This is a genomic window from Neobacillus kokaensis, assembly GCF_014656545.1.
In the GTDB taxonomy this organism is placed as follows: domain Bacteria; phylum Bacillota; class Bacilli; order Bacillales; family Cytobacillaceae; genus Neobacillus; species Neobacillus kokaensis.
Genome location: NZ_BNDS01000018.1, coordinates 25,479 through 43,340 on the forward strand (window position 1 = coordinate 25,479; position 17,862 = coordinate 43,340).

General features: G+C 37.4%; 13 protein-coding genes and 1 riboswitch. Of the genes, 9 read left to right on the plus strand and 4 right to left on the minus strand.

Annotated elements, in window-relative coordinates; all coding sequences use genetic code 11:
• Positions 1–459, plus strand: coding sequence for an OsmC family protein (locus tag IE222_RS17970; protein ID WP_191275189.1), 459 nt, complete (start codon positions 1–3; stop codon positions 457–459).
• 494 nt (positions 460–953) lie between these two features.
• On the opposite strand, the gene IE222_RS17975 is transcribed toward IE222_RS17970, so the two are convergent.
• The gene (locus IE222_RS17975) at positions 954–1,754 is read right to left on the minus strand and encodes an HNH endonuclease (protein WP_191275191.1); all 801 of its coding nucleotides are present in this window, start codon (positions 1,752–1,754) and stop codon (positions 954–956) included.
• A 71-nt stretch (positions 1,755–1,825) separates the two neighbouring features.
• Here IE222_RS17975 and IE222_RS17980 point away from each other — a divergent pair, with 71 nt between their 5' ends.
• Both IE222_RS17980 and IE222_RS17990 read left to right on the plus strand, forming a co-directional pair.
• The gene (locus IE222_RS17980) at positions 1,826–2,641 is read left to right on the plus strand and encodes an SMI1/KNR4 family protein (RefSeq protein WP_223282788.1); all 816 of its coding nucleotides are present in this window, start codon (positions 1,826–1,828) and stop codon (positions 2,639–2,641) included.
• 463 nt (positions 2,642–3,104) lie between these two features.
• On the plus strand, positions 3,105–5,918 hold the full coding sequence (locus IE222_RS17990; protein ID WP_191275197.1) for a DEAD/DEAH box helicase: 2,814 nt from the start codon (positions 3,105–3,107) through the stop codon (positions 5,916–5,918).
• 19 nt (positions 5,919–5,937) lie between these two features.
• Here the strand turns inward: IE222_RS17990 and IE222_RS17995 are convergent, their stop codons facing one another.
• Positions 5,938–6,336, minus strand: coding sequence for a (deoxy)nucleoside triphosphate pyrophosphohydrolase (locus IE222_RS17995; RefSeq protein ID WP_191275198.1), 399 nt, complete (start codon positions 6,334–6,336; stop codon positions 5,938–5,940).
• 163 nt (positions 6,337–6,499) lie between these two features.
• Positions 6,500–7,573 (minus strand): type I restriction endonuclease, encoded by a 1,074-nt coding sequence (locus IE222_RS18000; RefSeq protein ID WP_191275200.1) that lies wholly within the window; start codon positions 7,571–7,573, stop codon positions 6,500–6,502.
• 836 nt (positions 7,574–8,409) lie between these two features.
• On the opposite strand from IE222_RS18000, the gene IE222_RS18005 reads away from it, so the two are divergent.
• Positions 8,410–9,171, plus strand: coding sequence for a conserved phage C-terminal domain-containing protein (locus tag IE222_RS18005; RefSeq protein WP_191275202.1), 762 nt, complete (start codon positions 8,410–8,412; stop codon positions 9,169–9,171).
• A 269-nt stretch (positions 9,172–9,440) separates the two neighbouring features.
• On the opposite strand, the gene IE222_RS18010 is transcribed toward IE222_RS18005, so the two are convergent.
• Entirely contained in the window at positions 9,441–9,560 is a 120-nt protein-coding gene (locus IE222_RS18010; protein ID WP_191275204.1) for a hypothetical protein, read from the minus strand.
• Between the two features lie 136 nt (positions 9,561–9,696).
• A riboswitch (cyclic di-AMP (ydaO/yuaA leader) is annotated at positions 9,697–9,837 on the plus strand.
• A 163-nt stretch (positions 9,838–10,000) separates the two neighbouring features.
• Between IE222_RS18010 and kimA the strand changes: the two genes are divergently transcribed.
• From kimA to bla, 5 genes are all read left to right on the plus strand, one after another.
• Positions 10,001–11,827, plus strand: coding sequence for a potassium transporter KimA (gene kimA, locus IE222_RS18015; RefSeq protein ID WP_191275206.1), 1,827 nt, complete (start codon positions 10,001–10,003; stop codon positions 11,825–11,827).
• Positions 11,828–12,036: 209 nt separating this feature from the next.
• Positions 12,037–12,423, plus strand: coding sequence for a BlaI/MecI/CopY family transcriptional regulator (locus IE222_RS18020; protein ID WP_191275208.1), 387 nt, complete (start codon positions 12,037–12,039; stop codon positions 12,421–12,423).
• Positions 12,423–14,219, plus strand: a complete 1,797-nt coding sequence (locus IE222_RS18025; protein ID WP_191275210.1) for a BlaR1 family beta-lactam sensor/signal transducer — start codon at positions 12,423–12,425, stop codon at positions 14,217–14,219. Before IE222_RS18020 ends, IE222_RS18025 begins: the two co-directional genes overlap by 1 nt.
• Positions 14,220–14,369: 150 nt before the next feature.
• Positions 14,370–16,394: a peptidoglycan D,D-transpeptidase FtsI family protein gene (locus IE222_RS18030; protein ID WP_223282789.1), complete on the plus strand. Its 2,025-nt coding sequence runs from the start codon at positions 14,370–14,372 to the stop codon at positions 16,392–16,394.
• 373 nt (positions 16,395–16,767) lie between these two features.
• Positions 16,768–17,673, plus strand: a complete 906-nt coding sequence (gene bla, locus IE222_RS18035) for a class A beta-lactamase (protein WP_370465065.1) — start codon at positions 16,768–16,770, stop codon at positions 17,671–17,673.
• The last annotated feature ends 189 nt before the right edge of the window (positions 17,674–17,862 follow it).

Genomic DNA, 17,862 nt, shown 5'->3' on the forward strand with positions numbered 1-17,862 from the left:
ATGACAGTCAAAGATTCGGTTCACTTAAGAAAAATAGAAGTCAATACAGAATGGAAAAAGAATGTCCAAACTGAACATTTCGTCAGAGGGTTTCAATTTTTAGTTGATGAGCCAAAGAAGATCGGAGGCGATAATGAAGCCCCTACTCCATTGGAATATGTGCTAGGTTCCTTTAATGGTTGCTTATTGGTTGTTATTGATTTAGCCGCAAAAGATTTAGGTTTTCACTATGATGACATTGATATTTCAAGTGTTGCGATCGTTGACCGCAGAGGCCTTGCCGGCACTGCAGATGTTTCTCCATACTATCAATCCGTAGAAAATAACATTGTCTTTCATACAGCAGAATCAGCTGCAAGACTGGAAGAATTAAAAGAAATTGTCTTGAAACGATGCCCTTTATATAATTTACTGAAAAATGCGGGTATTAATATTCAATTAAATTGGGGAATTAAATAACCCAATCCTCCTCAAACTATGTGAAAAATGGTTTAGGTGAAAAATCATAGCGTTGATATTAAATAATTTCAAAAAGTTTGCAGTTAACATAGCTACAGTGAACCGTACCATAAGTAAATGAGGTTTTTTTGAAAGTTAGCAACAGCACCATTCCAATGTAAGCGAAAGGTACTATCTTATTAAATAAAAAATTCTTTGCATGAAAGCTTGTTTGGATTTCGAAAAGTTCATAAAGAGAATTCGGCTAAAATAACCAAAAAGACAAGAGGTTTCTCAAATCGTCCCATTTACGGAAATTTCGGGACAGTCCCCCGCTGTCATATTCTAGCGAGGGACTGTCGGCTTATCTCTTACCCACTCGCAAAGACATCTAATATTTAGGTTTAATGAAAAAAAGCCAGTCTCATCAACGAAGTTTTATTTCTAACTCGGTGAGGAGACTGTCCCTTATATTTAGGCATTAATCATTTCAAGCGTAATTCCTTACAATATTTTTATAACGAGCCCCAAATAGACTTACCTCCAGTATGTCCCGTTTTTTCATGTATCGTTTTATCGACTAATTGAAAATATCCTGTTTTTTGATGATGATGCCATACGTATCCAGTAGGGGTGAGACCATTAGCTATTTCTGCTCTTTGTGTTGCATTAAAGGAATATTTAAAATTAACATCTAGTTGAGTTTTAAGTTTTAGTTGAGCATTCAAATTATTAAATTGTGCAGTATTACTACTTTTAAGTAGACTATCTGGAATAGTAAAATTGGCTTTGCTTTTAAAGAGTGGAAAACCATTATTATCAAAAGGTATTCCTGTCACACTGTGTTTTTTACCAGCTAAATGCTGATTTCTAATTGGAATAAATTTATAATCCGTTTTTAAGGACTGTTTTACGTGTAATTTATCTGAAATCCTTTTAATTGTAAGTTGAGCTATTTTAACCCAACTTCTTGTTCTAATACCATCTTCTCCGATTAATTGAAGGTACTCGTCATACTCTTCATCGGATTCAAATTGCTCTCTTGGGATAATATCAGGTTTTACTTCACTATATGAATCAGCCCATGTCTCTACCTCAACACCAGAGTCAACTAATTCTTGTATATCTTCTTCAGTGTAGCCTTCGTCTTGCTCAGATTCCTCATCCACCATTTCATCTTGGTCATAATTCTCATATGTATTGTCTTCCACCTGATACGAATTATCAGGAACAGCAAATGTTAGGTTTGAATGGACTGAAATTACCATTGTAAAGATAACTAATGCTGTCAAGGTTCTCAAAAATCCGCTTACCATTTATCACTTCTCCCATCTATTTGGTATAATTGATATAATAACACAAATTAATGGAAGATGGTGTAAAAAATATGAAAATATGGAAAGATGTTTATTCCCCTGATATAGTTTTGGATCCATTAACAGATGAAGATATTACATCTGCTGAAAAATTCTTTAATATAAAACTTCCAAAAGAATATATTAAACTACTGTCTATACAAAATGGTGGTTATTTAAATCCAACTTTAGCTCCGGTAAGTTTTAATAGTCACTGGGGAGAGGGAATTGTTCAAATAGAATTTCTTTTTGGCATTAAGAAAGGCAAAGGGATTTTGGAGACATATTCACTGCTTGATGAATGGGGAGTTGTAAATAAAGGTTATATTGTCATTAGCGGGGATGGACACCATTGGATTGTTTTAAATTACAGTTCAAACTTGAAGACGCCAACTGTATCCTACATCGATTCGCAAACAGGAGACGTACAGCACATGTTTTCTTCATTTGCTGAGATGTTACAAAGCCTTTATGGCAGTTCAGCCAATCATATTGATTATCAAAATGAATTAGTAGATAGATTCTCTAAGAATCCTTCGTTAGAAGAAGCAAAAAGACTAACAAATAGCAATGATGAGGATGCTATTTATACTGGATTCGAATACTGGGAGAAAACTAACCGAGATCTTCCTGAGTTATTTGAAGTTCTATTACAACATATTCAGTCCTCAAAATACCTTTCTACTCAGGAATTAGCTGTCCGTATACTTTGGCAGAAAGTCATAACAGGAGTCATAAAGGAAAAGCCATCTATTAAAAGAATTATAGAAACCATTCCTACCTCACCTCTTGAAATCATCCAAGAATATAAGGCAGAAATAGAGGAGTCCTATACAAATCTGAAGTAATTCTGTAGTTCAGTTTTCTTAGCAGCCACTATCCTAATGATGAAAAAAAAGAATATTGAGAGCGAATTTGTTTCACAATGCTCTTGATAACTTTCAAATGGAGTTCCAAATTTGGATTGGAAATATGGATTATAAAATGGATATTGACGGTATCTTAGGTTTTGACTTTATTTATGCCTCTAAGCTTGTAATTGATAGGAAAGAGAATCCAAAAATCCTAAATAAATCTTTAATGGGTCCATCAATAGGGCCCATTTACCTGTCTTTTAACCTCATTTAGATGTGTCATGGTGAACTGTACCATAAGTTAAATATTTTATCTGTTAAATTAATATTTCAGATCTTCTATTATTAGAGTTAATAGAAGATCTTTTTTATTACCCGAGAATATAGTACAATTTGCTCATATCCAATATATAACATTACTGATATAGATAGTAAATTCAGGGGTAGGAGCAATTCAATGGAATCGGTTGAAAAGAAATTGATTGTTAATTCCGAAAAGGGGAATTTATTAAGAGAGTTAGTAAAATCAATGGCAGAGTGCCAGCGGTTTTATTTCAGTGTCGCATTTATTAATTTTAGCGGCCTGCAACTTCTCCTCGATCCCTTAAAGGAAGCGGAGAATAAAGGTATTAAAGGAAAAATCATTACTTCTACATATCTCAACTTTACCGATGCAAAGGCATTAGAAAAAATTACAGAATTTAAGAATGTCGATTTAAAGGTTTTTGTAACAGATAAAGAAATTGGCTTCCATACAAAAGCATACATATTCGAATACAATGACCAGTACAAGGTCATTATTGGGTCATCCAATATCACTCAAAGTGCGTTAAAAAGTAATATTGAATGGAATGTTGAAATCATTGCGAAGGAGAATGGCCGGTTTATTCAAGATGTGTTAAAGGAATATGACTATCTGTGGAATATGAGTGAAGCTGCAGATGAGGATTTTATTACGAGATATGAAGATTTCCTAAAAAGCTTTAAAAGTTCGCAAATCACCCATCAAATGATTTATGAAAATAAGCAGTATATTGTGCCAAATAGAATGCAGAAGAGGGCAACGGAAAACCTATATAGACTGCGAGGTTTTGGCGAGAAAAAGGCGCTTGTTATTGCCGCAACCGGTACTGGTAAAACGTATATGTCGGCATTTGATGTTAAGAATGTGAAGCCGAGGAAACTACTATTTATTGTCCATCGGGAAGAGATTTTAAAGAAGGCTAAAGAGACATTTGAACTGCTCTTACCGAATGAGCGGCTAACCTTTGGTCTTCTTACGGGTAATCATAAGCAGAAACATGTGGATTACGTGTTTGCTACGATTCAAACCATATCTAAATGCTTTCATGAATTTGAAAAGGATGAGTTTGATTATCTCATCATTGACGAGGCGCACCATGCGACAAGCCCGACTTATCAAACAGTTATTAATTATTTTGAACCAAAGTTCACCCTGGGGATGACGGCAACGCCGGAACGAAGCGATGGCTATAATGTATTTGACTTGTTTGATAATAATGTGGCACTTGAAGTTCGTTTACATGAGGCGTTAGAGGATGAGCTAGTAATTCCGTTTCATTATTTTGGGATAACCGATATTGATGGCATTGACTTAAGCGATGTGGATATTGACGATATTACCGAAATCACCAAGAGATTAAAGGTAAATGAGCGGGTAGATTTCATTATAGAAAAAATGGACTTTTATGGTCATGACGGGGAGAAAAGAAAAGGTCTTGGTTTCTGTGTAAGCATTGAGCATGCTCAATATATGGCTAGAGAGTTTAATAACAGAGGCTATAAAAGTGTGTGTTTAACGGGAACTGACTCGTCAGAAACACGGGAACGATATATACATTGCTTAGAAAATGATCAGGACGAATTGGAATTTATTTTTACCGTTGATATTTTTAATGAAGGAGTAGATATTCCTTCTGTCAATACCGTTCTCATGTTAAGACCGACCAACTCTCCAATTGTGTTTATTCAGCAATTGGGAAGAGGTTTGCGGAAGCATAAGAATAAAGAATTCTTAACTGTCCTTGATTTTATCGGCAATCATAATAAAACGTTCCTCATTGCATTAGCGTTAAATGGTAGTCGTTATTATGATAAGGAAAGCTTGAAGGTTGCGATTGCTACCGGTTTTGCAAATATACCCGGAGCCACTCATATCCAAATGGATAAGATTTCACAGGAGAGAATTTTGGCTCAGATTGATAGTGAAAACTTTAACTCGATGAAGTATTTAAAAGAAGAGTATTTCGAGTTTAAAAAGCTAAATCAGGGGAGAGTACCTTTATTACTAATGGATTACATGAAATATGATGGTGCCCCGGACCCTGTTAAATTTATTGATCGGGAAAAAACGTATTTGCAATTTGTAGCTAAAGTTGAAAAGGATGATAAACTAAAAAGCCTTTTAGTAAATGATGCATTTGAGGGAACCTTAAAGGAGTTATCAAGTAAGCTGCCACTAAAGCGAATCTATGAATTTGTGATCATCCGTTATTTATTAGACTACGAGGAAATAAATTTAGAAATCGCCAAGCGGCAAATTTTAAAGATGATTCATGATGTGGATGATGATAGTATACTTCATGCTTTTGAAACCTTGAATCAAAATTACTATGACAGTGTTCAGCTTAAGAATAAGCCTAAATTGGTTAATTATAGTAATGGGAGATTGAACAAGACAGCCATGTTTAAAGGGTTGCTAGTAAATGAAGAGTCCCGTCAATTTATTGAGGATATCATTAATTACGGGATATTCCGCTATGAAAAGGAATTTAAAGCCGAATACTTCGGTGTTCCGCATTTTAAATTATATGAGCAATATCAAATGGTGGAGGCCGCGTTATTATCGAATTATCGTAAAATCCATACCTCATTTAGGGGATCGGGCCTTCTGACAAATGGCAATGACTATTTCTTATTTATCGATCTTCATAAGGAAGAAGATATTAAAGAAAGCATCGACTATAAAGATAAATTTATCGATGAACGCTATTTTCAATGGCAAACGCCAAATAGTACTTCGCAAAATACTGATAGAGGGCAGAACATTATTTACAATGAACACCGTGGGATTAATCTCCATTTATTTGTTAGGAAGTATAGCAAAATTGACGGAAAGAATGAGCCTTTTATTTATATTGGAAAAGGAAATACCGTCCATTTTGAAGGTGAGAAACCAATCACGGTCCAATTAAAACTAGAAAACGAAATTCCTTCCACTTTATTTACCGAGTTTACAAAAAAAGTATAGTCTTCTCATTGCGAGAAGACTATTTTTCTTGGATTAATTGCTCAACTGCCGGAATATCTGCCGGAGCCCATTTAAGCGATTCTAAATTTTCTCTTTTTAGCCAGATTAGTTTTGAATGTTCATTTGCTGTCGGTGTTCCCTCGACGACACGACATTTAATCGATAGTAAATTAATAATAAACGTATCGTATTCATGTGTATTATCATTAAATACTTCTTTAAAGGTTTCAATTTTACAGTCTAGCTCTTCTGAAATTTCTCTTTCAAGCGCAGAATAGATGTCTTCGTTGGCTTCTACTTTTCCACCTGGGAACTCCCACATATTCGGAATAGACATCGCCGGCGACCTAAGTGCACAAAGAATTTCTTGTTGACCATTTTCAATAATTGCTGCAACTACTTTTACGTGCTTTTTCATGTTTGCCTCCCACAAAGATTCTCATATTTAATGATACCATTTTTTAAAAAAAGATTCTTAATATACTTTATAAGAAGTGATTTTTAAAACTTAAAAAGCTGCAGTTTAATCTGCAGCTAGTAGAAGTGAATATGCATTTTCTAGATGGACAACTATTCAGCTTTTAAATAAACTTTTTGGTTACCTCGATTAGTTTTTCCTGATGCAGTGATATATCGGAAACTTTATCGATATTAGCCGAAGTTCTTCCCTCGTCATTAAATTGAATAAATTTCTGGGCCTGATTAAACCATAGACGACAGATCCATTTTCGAATACTGTTATCTATTAGAATATTGAAGTAGCTTAAGTTATCGCGGTAACATATCCGTTCTTCTGGGATTGTATCTTTGATAAGAAGTTTTACAATGGCGTATCCTTCAATTTCTTCTTCAGTTGTTACGATTTGGGGTTCACCCTTATTATCAATAATGGCTGTTTCCGTAGCTACAGCAGCTTCTAAACGCCCCTCTTCTTCGGCATTCGTTGTTTTCAATGCCGCTTTTAACTTATCATTTACCAATTCGTTTATAAATTGTTTGAAGGCTTTTTTAATAATTGGTTCAAATTTTTCTATCGTATTTTTTGTTTTTACACCGTCGTAAATCTGGCTTAACATGTAGCGAACAAAATCTTCTGTAGGGGTTTCCCATTGGTCGTTAAGAAAATTTTTTAATTTATTTAGATATTTAAGTTCAGAAGCAGTATTAAATATTTTTTCCAAATCGAAACTATTTTTCTTGAACTTTGCGAGCTCTTGGATAGCGGTATCCTTTAAATCTAGAATATTAAATTCGAAAAAGGGGGCTGTATCCATTTTATTTTGCTCTTCTAAATCAGTGTAAAATCTGTAGAGTATACCATTGGTTAAAATAGCAAATTTAGCTGGTGTTGTCCCAAAATACCTAAAAAGTTGGGAGTCGTGGTTTTGAAGTTTCTCATTAATCGATTTTGCCTCAATAAGGATTACAGGCATTCCATTACTCATAATGGCGTAATCAACCTTTTCACCTTTTTTAATACCTACATCTGCGACAAACTCAGGTGTAAATTCTTCAGGATTGAAAATGTCATAACCTAGAATTTGAAAGAATGGCATAATAATAGCTGTTTTTGTGGCCTCTTCTGTTGCAACTGAATTTTGTAGCTTTTCTACTCGGTTTGATAAGGTTTTAATCTGTTCTTGGAAATTATCCATTTAACATCCTCCTTGTATTTGAACCGATCAAAATATGTAGAAAAATATGTAAGCGGTTTAATTGATTTGATATTAACATATTTTTATAAAGGAAATTAGGTAATTATGCTTAATGTCATGTAAATTTCGGAAATTCTTAAAAGAATCCTTTAATGGGATAAGAGGGTCATTTTTTCGATTCCTTGGCTAATATCTCTAGAAAACTTTTAAAAAATGGGGAGTTCAATATGTAGAAGCTTGGCTCTACTAGTCTTTCATAAGAGACTTATCTGTCAGCCCACTTTTATTTTTAAGCGCAGGTGTTTGGTGGATAGTCAAAGGAATAGATATACATAGAAAATCAGAAAACAAATCCAGCGGATATATTGAAATTGGATTAGGGGGTTTTTTGTGTTGTTGTTGCATTTATTTAGTTAAACGTGTAAATAGCCCCTCAAAAAAAGTGGGTGTCTTTCTAATTTATTTTTCAATCAGATTGTAACGATAACAGGTTCAGAGGGCGCCATAATATCAGAACATACACTTCGAGCAAGCATCCTAATCAAATCTACCCAATCATATAATCCTGCCGAATTCATCAAAATGATCTCATGGAGCGGATTTGTTTGCCCTGAGCAATACCAGAGATTACACATAGATTTCTTCAGAGATTTACTACATACAAACTCAAAACCTTTTCTTGCTTCCCATTAGCCTAAAAAAATTTTTTTCTACCCTGTCCTTTTATGCCATTACTGCCTATATAAACATTGAAAGCAGGTTAACCCGATGGTTAGGTTAGGCAGGAGGATAGAACGGGTTATTTTTTTTAGTGAAAAATAGGAGGCAGGATGTAAATGAGTACATTAGTTGTAAATGAGAGTCCGGTAATGGTCATTCCGTCGTTGGCAGTAAAGCTTGGATTAAATGAGGCGATTGTGCTCCAGCAGATTCATTATTGGCTGGTACGGAGCAAGCATGTGATTGAGGGGAAAAGATGGGTATATAATACATACCATGACTGGCAGAAGCAGCTCCCGTTTTGGTCAGAGAGTACGATAAAGCGGACGATTCGCTCCTTGGAGAGTCTTGGATATTTACAATCGGGAAATTGGAATCGGCTTAAGCTGGATAAGACAAAGTGGTATACGATTAATTACGACAAGCTGCCAGAACTTGAAGCGCCTATGGTGGAAGAAGATCAGCCTATGGATGAAGCATCTTCGGAGCAAACGGACCAATCTAATATGGCCGAAGATGATTGTGCGATACAAGGAAATTTGGAAGAAGCTGTAGACAGATATCCTGAGAGTGGGCATCAGAATCCATCCATCCCGTATTTAGAGATTATTCAATATTTGAATGAGAGGGCGAAGTCGGCCTTTAAAGCGGATAATAGAAAAACGAAGAACCTGATTCGAGCGAGGTGGAAAGAAGGCTTTCGTTTGGCAGATTTTAAGAGAGTCATTGATTTAAAAACCGCTGAGTGGCTAAGGGACCCGATGTTTGCCCAATATTTGCGGCCGAAGACGTTGTTTGGGACCAATTTTGAGTCTTATTTAAATCAAAAATGGTCCAGTAAACGGCTCCTCGAGGAAGATTTTAATCTTGATGATTGAATGAATTTTTGAGGAGATAATTAACCTGGAATAATGTGAGGATGTCTTTGTATAGTGCGCGTGATTTGATTTTTTCCATGAGATCGCGCTCTATGAGCTTTTTATATTTTTGGGAAAATATTGTCGATACTCGTAAAAGATTTCCCAGAAAATAATCTATCCTTCAACAAAAAGAGATTGATTTTTCAAAAAATTATTTACACACTCATCATGAAATGTTCTTACACCTATAAGGTATTTTGTTTTTATTTCAGTTAGTGGAACTTCAGTTAAACATTTTCATCCTCCGTGATTTGTTCTTCTGTCGGTTCCCCGTATAGCTGGTTGATTTCCTTAACTAGTTCATCTAAAAATTCATCAGATATGATGGGATTTCTTTCCTTGTGCATGTCTCTTCCTCCTTTGGCTTCAAACTAAATGATTATGTAACAGACATTACTAACTTTTCCTTTTTCCTACACTTTAATCATTTAAAAAATTTATTTACAATTGCTAAGCATAGGAGTAATATAATCACAGTTTCAAATTTCTAAATCGCTGAAACCAATAGGTACGGGGGAACCATTTTGTGGGTTGTTACTGACCCAGGGGTGAATCCTTTTATGGTAGGGCTACTCAAAGGCCCGAATCCGACAGCTAACCTCGTAAGCGTTATATTGAGAAGGAAGGTGGAGCTTGTGACATTCGTAACGTGATGTGTCTACAGGTCTATTTCAGATGACTTGTGGGCACTTTTTTTATTTATACAAATTTTTCTCCCTTATGAGAATTTATCTTGGATAAGGGAACAACTAACATATTGATACACTTTCTTGGCGGTGACTAATAAATGTTTTCATCTATAAAAAGGCTTTTAATTGGGCGGCCTTTAAAATCCCATGAATTGGGAGAACAGAAACTTAATAAAACGAAAGCATTGGCCATCCTTTCGTCTGATGCTCTATCATCTGTGGCATATGGTCCTGAACAAATTTTGATTGTATTAATTACAGTCAGTTCAGCAGCATTTTGGTACTCCATACCTATAGCGGTTGGTATACTCATTCTTTTAACAGCCCTTATATTGTCTTATCGGCAAATCATCTATGCTTACCCTCATGGGGGCGGTGCTTATGTCGTTTCAAAAAGTAATTTAGGTGAAAACGCAGGTTTGGTAGCTGGGGGCTCCCTATTAGTAGACTATATCCTAACTGTTGCCGTGAGTGTGTCTTCCGGGACCGATGCGATTACATCTGCTTTTCCCGCTTTACATGGCTATAATGTGGAAATTGCCATTACATTTGTCATTTTTATCACCATTTTGAATTTAAGGGGAGTGACGGAGTCTGCTTCCGTTTTATCTTACCCCGTTTACTTATTCGTTTTGGCATTATTTATCTTAATTGCGGTAGGGATATATAAGATTGCAACGGGCGGGGTTTCTCCGCAATTACATACCCCAATTGGTACACCAGTGACAGGGATTAGTTTGTTTATCCTTTTACGGGCATTTGCTTCAGGAAGTTCCGCTTTAACAGGGGTTGAGGCCATCTCAAATGCCATCCCGAATTTTAAAGACCCTGCTCCGAAAAATGCAGCGAAAACATTAATGGCAATGGGCGGACTGCTTGCCATCCTGTTTTCAGGAATTGTATTTTTAGCCTATTACTATGGAATTTCTCCAAGTGAAAAGGTAACGGTGGTTTCGCAAATTGCTGAAGAAACCTTCGGGCGGAATTTTGTTTATTTCTTTATTCAAGGAACGACAGCATTGATCTTAATCCTTGCTGCGAACACTGGATATTCCGCTTTCCCGCTGCTGGCAGTTAATCTTGCGAAGGATAAGTTTATTCCAAGAATGTTTTTAATTAGAGGGGACAGATTAGGCTATTCAAATGGCATCATCATCCTGGGAATTGCCTCTATCCTGCTAATCATTGCGTTTCATGCAACAACAGAGCATCTGATCCCGCTGTACGCAATTGGCGTCTTTCTGCCATTTACGTTGTCTCAGTCAGGCATGATGGTAAAATGGCTGCGGGAGAAGCCTAAAGGGTGGGTGCCTAAATTTATTGCTAATACAACGGGTGCCGTAATTAGCTTTACTGTTACATTGATTTTCTTGATAACAAAGTTTTCACAGGTTTGGCCAATCTTAATCTTTCTACCGATCATTGTCTACCTCTTTCATCGAATTAGAAAGCATTATAAAGCTGTTGGAGACCAGCTTAGCCTTAAAACGTGTGAACGGCCTGTCGCGATCGAGGGGAATGTGATGATCGTGCCTGTTGCAGGTATGACTCATGTCGTCGAGAATACCTTAAATTATGTGAAATCTCTATCGCCTGATCAAATTATTGCCGTATATGTTGCATTTGATAGAGAAGCTGAGAAGCAGTTCGAAGAGAAATGGAAGAAGTGGCAGCCTGACATAAGACTGGTGACACTATACTCTTATTACCGGAGTATCGTCAACCCGCTGAGAAAATTTGTCGATACTGTAGAGCATAAAGCCAGCGAAGGGAATTATCGGGTAACAGTTGTCATTCCGCAATTTATACCGAAAAAAGGCTGGCACAATTTCCTTCACAACCAATCAAGTTTACTCATTCGGACCTTCTTACTTTATAGAAGAAATGTAGTGGTAGCAACAGTACCTTACCATTTGAAAAAATAAGAAGAGGGGGCAATAAAGCTGCCCCTTCTTTGAAATTGTGGCGATTGTTCCAGTGGAACAGTCGCTTTCTTATTAATGTAGTTTAGTCAAATCCATCCTCAGCACACCAGGGGGATTATTTACCATAGGCTAGAGTCACAAACAACTTTATGTATTTGGATCGTACTGCTATAATAAATACTACAGTTGTAAAAGTTAGGAGGGGTATCATGAAGGAGATGCCGCAAATATCAGAAGCAGAATATGAAGTAATGAAGGTAATCTGGGACTATGAGCCGATTTCGACACCTGATGTAGTGGAGAAATTATCAAATAAGATTGATTGGAAGCCAAACACCATTCATACTATGCTAGCGCGCCTAGTTAAGAAAAAAGCCTTGCACGCAAGAAAGGATGGCCGAGTGTATATTTATACTTCACTGGTAGAAAAGCACGAATTTGTTGAGCAAAAAAGTAAATCCTTTCTGAAGCAGTTTTTCGGCGGCACGATAAATTCAATGGTATTAAATTTTATTGAAAATGATCAGTTATCGAAGGAAGATATTTCGGAATTACAGAAAATATTATCCATGAGAGAACAGAAAGGGGAAAAATAATGGATACCATGCTGCTGCGAATATTAGTCAGTACAATTGTGGTATCTCTCCTTATTTTCATCATTCTGTTAATCAAAAAGCTATTAAACCATCATATGACAGTTAAGGCACATTATCATATTTGGTATTTACTTTGCATTCCAACCCTAGCTGCCCTTTTACCTTGGAATCATTTTCGCCTTGGGGAAGGAACTTACTATTTAAAAAGCTTACTTACTTTTCATAGAGAAGCGCCATCGAAGAGTGAAAGGATGAACGGAGTGAATGCCTCTCAGGTGCCAAATAGCGATATATTACATGATTTCGCGGTTTCGGTAAACAAGGCAGCGCCTGATTTCGTCTATCATACATTGATTACAGTTTGGGTTATTGGAGTGGTTCTTTTTGTTGCGACTGCTGTTTATTCAAACTATCAAATCTATCAAATCAAAAAGTCGGCTGCGGCTATTGATGACCAAAAGCTAAATAAACTATTAGAAGCGTGCAAAGAGATGGTTGGAGTGAAAAGAAACATCATGCTGCGGGAGACCTCTCTTATTTCCTCACCAATCACGTTTGGAATTTTACGGCCCTTTATTTTTTTACCAAGCAAAACGCGGGAAGAATTCTCGTTAAATGAATTAAAATACGTGTTTTTGCACGAGTTGCACCATCATAAAAGTAAAGATCTGTTCGTGAATTACATCATGTGGATATTTCATATTATTTATTGGTTTAACCCGTTCGTCTGGTATGCTTTCAAAAGGATTCGTATGGATCGGGAATTGGCCTGTGATGCATCTGTTTTAAATCTATTGGATGAGAGCGGATATATAGAATATGGGCATACGATCATTCGTTTTGCAGATAAAAAATATAATCGTCCTCTTGAACAATTTGCTCCAGGTATAGGTGGGACAAAAAATCAAATCAAACTAAGAATCCAGCACATTGCAAACTTCTCTAGAGATTCTCGATTATTGAAATGGAAAAGCAAGGTCATCTGTGCTGTCTTAGGGATTATTGTGCTATTCCTTGCGCCAATCACCACTGTTATGGCCAGCATAGATGATGTGTACAGGTTTAGCGGGAAGAATGCGGTCTATGAAGATCTAAGCTCCTATTTTAAGGGCTACAGGGGAAGCTTTGTTTTATATAATCCCTCTAAAAATCAATATCAAATTTATAATCAAGAGATGAGTGAACAGAGGATTTCTCCTGATAGTACCTATAAAATATATTCGGCATTATTTGCATTGGAATCCAATGTGATTTCCCCGAATACCAATAAACAGGAGTGGGATGGGGAAATTTATCCCTTTCAGGAATGGAATCAAAATCAAAATTTATCAACTGCCTTAAGCCGTTCCGTGAATTGGTATTTCCAGAATACCGATCGAGAGGTAGGGAGAAAGCCGCTGCAAGATTATTTTCACAAGATAAAATACGGGAATGAGGATCTTTCGGGAAATTTGAATAGTTACTGGATGGAATCTTCATTAAAAATATCACCCATTGAACAAGTCCAATTATTATACCAATTAGAAGAAAATCAATGGGGTTTTAAAGCGGAAAATATCAAAGCGGTAAAAAAGGCAATTTTAATAGATAAGCAAAAGAATGCACGGTTATATGGTAAAACGGGAACCGGTATGATTAATGGAAAGAACGTAAATGGCTGGTTTATTGGCTTTGTTGCTAAAGGTGATGATCGTTTTTATTTTGCCATTAATATTCAAAATAAGGATGGTCAAGCCCAAGGAAGTAAAGCAGCGGAGATTGCCAAGCAGATCCTGCATCATAAAAAGATCTATTAATAATTAACTCCAGAAAGGATTACTCTTCCTTTTTGGGTCTTTCTCGGTCTAAATACTACAATTGTAGTATTTTTAACTGCCTTGTACACAAATTACACAGTATGAAAGGTCCGATGTGATTTGAAGAAGAAAAAGCAGAAAGAAAATATAGTGAAAAACCAAATCCGATGGAGACTGAATGGTCTCTTTTTCATGGTCTTTGTTCTTTTTTCTATCCTGATTCTCCGCCTTGGCGTTATCCAAATTATTAAAGGGGAAGCCTACGCAGCTCAAACAAAGAATACAGATGTGACACCCGTCAGCTATTCCGTTCCACGTGGAAAAATATTTGATACAAATAATAAGTTAGTAGTCTACAATATTTCAGAAAAGGCGATTATCTATACCCCGCCGAAAAATCCGCAGCCGGGTGAATTGCTTGAACTGGCCAAAAAGTTAAATACCTTTCTGGTCATGACTGCTAAAGAGATCAATAAAGTGACTGAGCGGGATTTGAAAGATATCCGGCTATTAGTACATAACAATGGCACGGATTTAATCAACAAAAAAGAGGAGAAATTATACAAACAGGAAAAGCTGAATGACAAGGATATATATAAATTAAAATTGAACCGCATTAAAGACAGCGATCTCATGGCAATGGACAAAAACCTGGCGGCCATCTATCGGAAACTTTCCTCCGCCATCGCCTTAACTCCGACGATTATCAAAAATGAAAATGTAACAGATGAAGAATATGCGAAGGTCAATGAAAATCTGGAAAACCTATCGGGTGTGGATGTCACGACCGATTGGAAAAGGGGACGCACCTATGGGGAAACGTTTTGGAATATGCTCGGGGAAGTAACGAGTGCAGATGAAGGTCTCCCGGCAGAAAAGGTAGATTACTATACGGCTAAAGGGTACGAACTGAATGACCGAGTCGGGAAAAGCTATATTGAAGAGCTTTATGATGGTGTGCTGCAGGGGCAAAAGGAAATAGTGAAAACAGTGACAGATTCAAATGGAAATGTGGTGAGTACAGAGACTGTATCGGAAGGGAAGAACGGCAAGGATATTGTTCTGACCATTGATATGGAGTTTCAAGCCCAAGTGGAAAAAATTATGCAGGAAGAGTTAGTCAGTGCAATCCAAAAGCCGCATACGGATACGCTTGACACTGCCTTTGTTGTAGCAATGGAACCGAAAACAGGCCGAATTCTTGCGATGTCAGGAAAGGTGTATAACAGGAAGTCCGGAGAGTTTACCGATTTTACACCGGGAACCTTCACCTATGCGTTTGAACAGGGATCCGTTGTAAAAGGAGCCACCGTATTAACCGGATACCAAACGGGTGTAAGAGATTTTGGGGAAATCGATTTGGATGAAATCATGCGATTTAAGGGGTCGGGAACCTTTTCCTCTTACCAAGTCATGAACCGAATTAACGAATTAGAGGCATTAGAGCGTTCATCAAACGTTTATATGTGGAAAACCGCCATTGAAATTATGGGCGGCAAGTATGTCCCCAATGGCATATTGAATATCAATCCGAAAAAAATTGAAACCATCCGCTATTATTTCAACCAATTTGGCTTGGGCATCCCGACCGGTATTGGCTTTGGTAATGAAACAGCGGGAATCAAAGGAATCAATCCAAGCACCTACTTTCAAATTGCCATTGGACAATTAGATACCTATACACCAATGCAAATTGCCCAGTATATTACAACGATTGCCAATGGAGGATTCCGGATGAAGCCCCAATTAGTGAAGGAGATTCGTGAACCCAATATGAATGGCAATGAACCGGGCAACGTAATCGATGAAATTGAACCAGTGGTGTTGAATCGGGTGGATATGAGCGAGGAGATGCTTAAGAGGGTCCAACAAGGTTTTTGGCTGGTTACCCATGGTTCCAAAGGAACAGCGAAAGGATATTATAAAGATGAACCTTACAATGCCGCTGGTAAAACCGGGACCTCGGAATCTTATAAAAATGGGGTGAAGACTTGGAATCTTTCTTTTGCTGGTTATGCGCCATTCAATGATCCCGAGATTGCCATTGCCGTTATTGTGCCAAATGCCTACCGTGATGGTTATGCTCAGCCGCACAGTGCTGCTAATATCATCAGCCAACGGGTTTTTCGGGCATATTTTGATCTTAATGAAAAAGGACGACCAGCTACAAAATGAGGTTGACATCCATCTACTACACGTGTAGTATTATTTTTGTGTTTTAATACTACATGTGTAGTATTGTTGTGTAATCGAATATTACACATGTATTCAAAATCGGTGAAAGGAGGAAATTCTCCCTCAGCATTGTAGGAAGCTTAAGGTTATGAAAAAGTGAGATTGAATAGGTTTAAATAAAATGCAAATTGGAATAAGCTTTACGTTGCATAAATAATGAAATTGAGTTCGATAGTAATACACAATTTTTGAATCTGCTGGTTATTAGCAGATCAGTGTTAATCAAAACATAATGATTAAACCCGTTTTAAGGACATCTAATATTAATAGAAAGAGGTTAAAAATCATGAGGAAAACACATAATTTTTTCAGTATGAATAATTTTATAATTGCCCTCTTTGTGCTAGTGGTTGCAATTGTACCCCTCGCCGGCTGGTCGATGACCACCAATAACCTTTCTGACAAGGCCGAAAAGGCAGTCAAAAAGACACCGGCACCCCATATACACCGTAAGTTTGCAGAACTTGAGCATAAATTTGACGCTAGGCTCGGAGTCTACGCGATCGATACAGGTACAAATCAGACCGTTTCCTATCGGCCTAATGAGCGGTTCGCTTACGCATCTACGTTCAAAGCTCTAGCAGCAGGTGCATTGCTGCAGCATTACTCCATTGATCAACTCGACGAATTAGTCAAATACAGCAGAGAGGACATAGTTACATATTCCCCTGTCACAGAGCTTCACGTAGATACTGGGATGACTCTCCGGGAAATTATTGAGGCAGCTGTTCGATATAGCGATAACACCGCGGGGAATCTTTTATTAAAGAAACTGGGAGGACCTGAGGGATTTGAAACAGCACTGAGGCAGATGGGCGATAATGTTACCCAAGTTGATCGCTACGAGACGGAGTTGAACTCAGCTGTTCCTGGAGATACACGTGACACAAGCACACCAAAAGCGCTTGCTGCCAGCCTCCAGGCATTTGCAGTCAGTGACTTGCTCCCTGCTGAAAAACGTATGCTCTTGATAGATTGGATGAGGGGAAATGCCACTGGAGATGCATTGATTCGTGATGGTGCACCAAAAGGCTGGGAAGTAGTTGATAAGAGCGGGGCAGGAAGCTATGGAACGCGGAACGACATTGCGGTTGTTTGGCCGCCGAATAGAGCTCCTATTGTCATCGCAGTTCTATCCAGCCGTGATGCACAGAATGCTACCTTTGACAATGCCCTTATCGCAGAAGCTGCCAAGGTCGCACTTAACGCTTTAAAATAAATATTTTTCTCATCACAATTCTGCACTTGATCAGTTAAAAATCGAAAAAACTGTCCCATAGAAAGGTTCTATAGGACAGAACCAGCAAAGGAATAGCAAAACCTGTCTCATAGAAAGGTTCTATGGGACAAAACCAGCAGTGGGATCGGTAAAACTGTCCCATAGGAGGAGTCTATGGGACAGAACCAG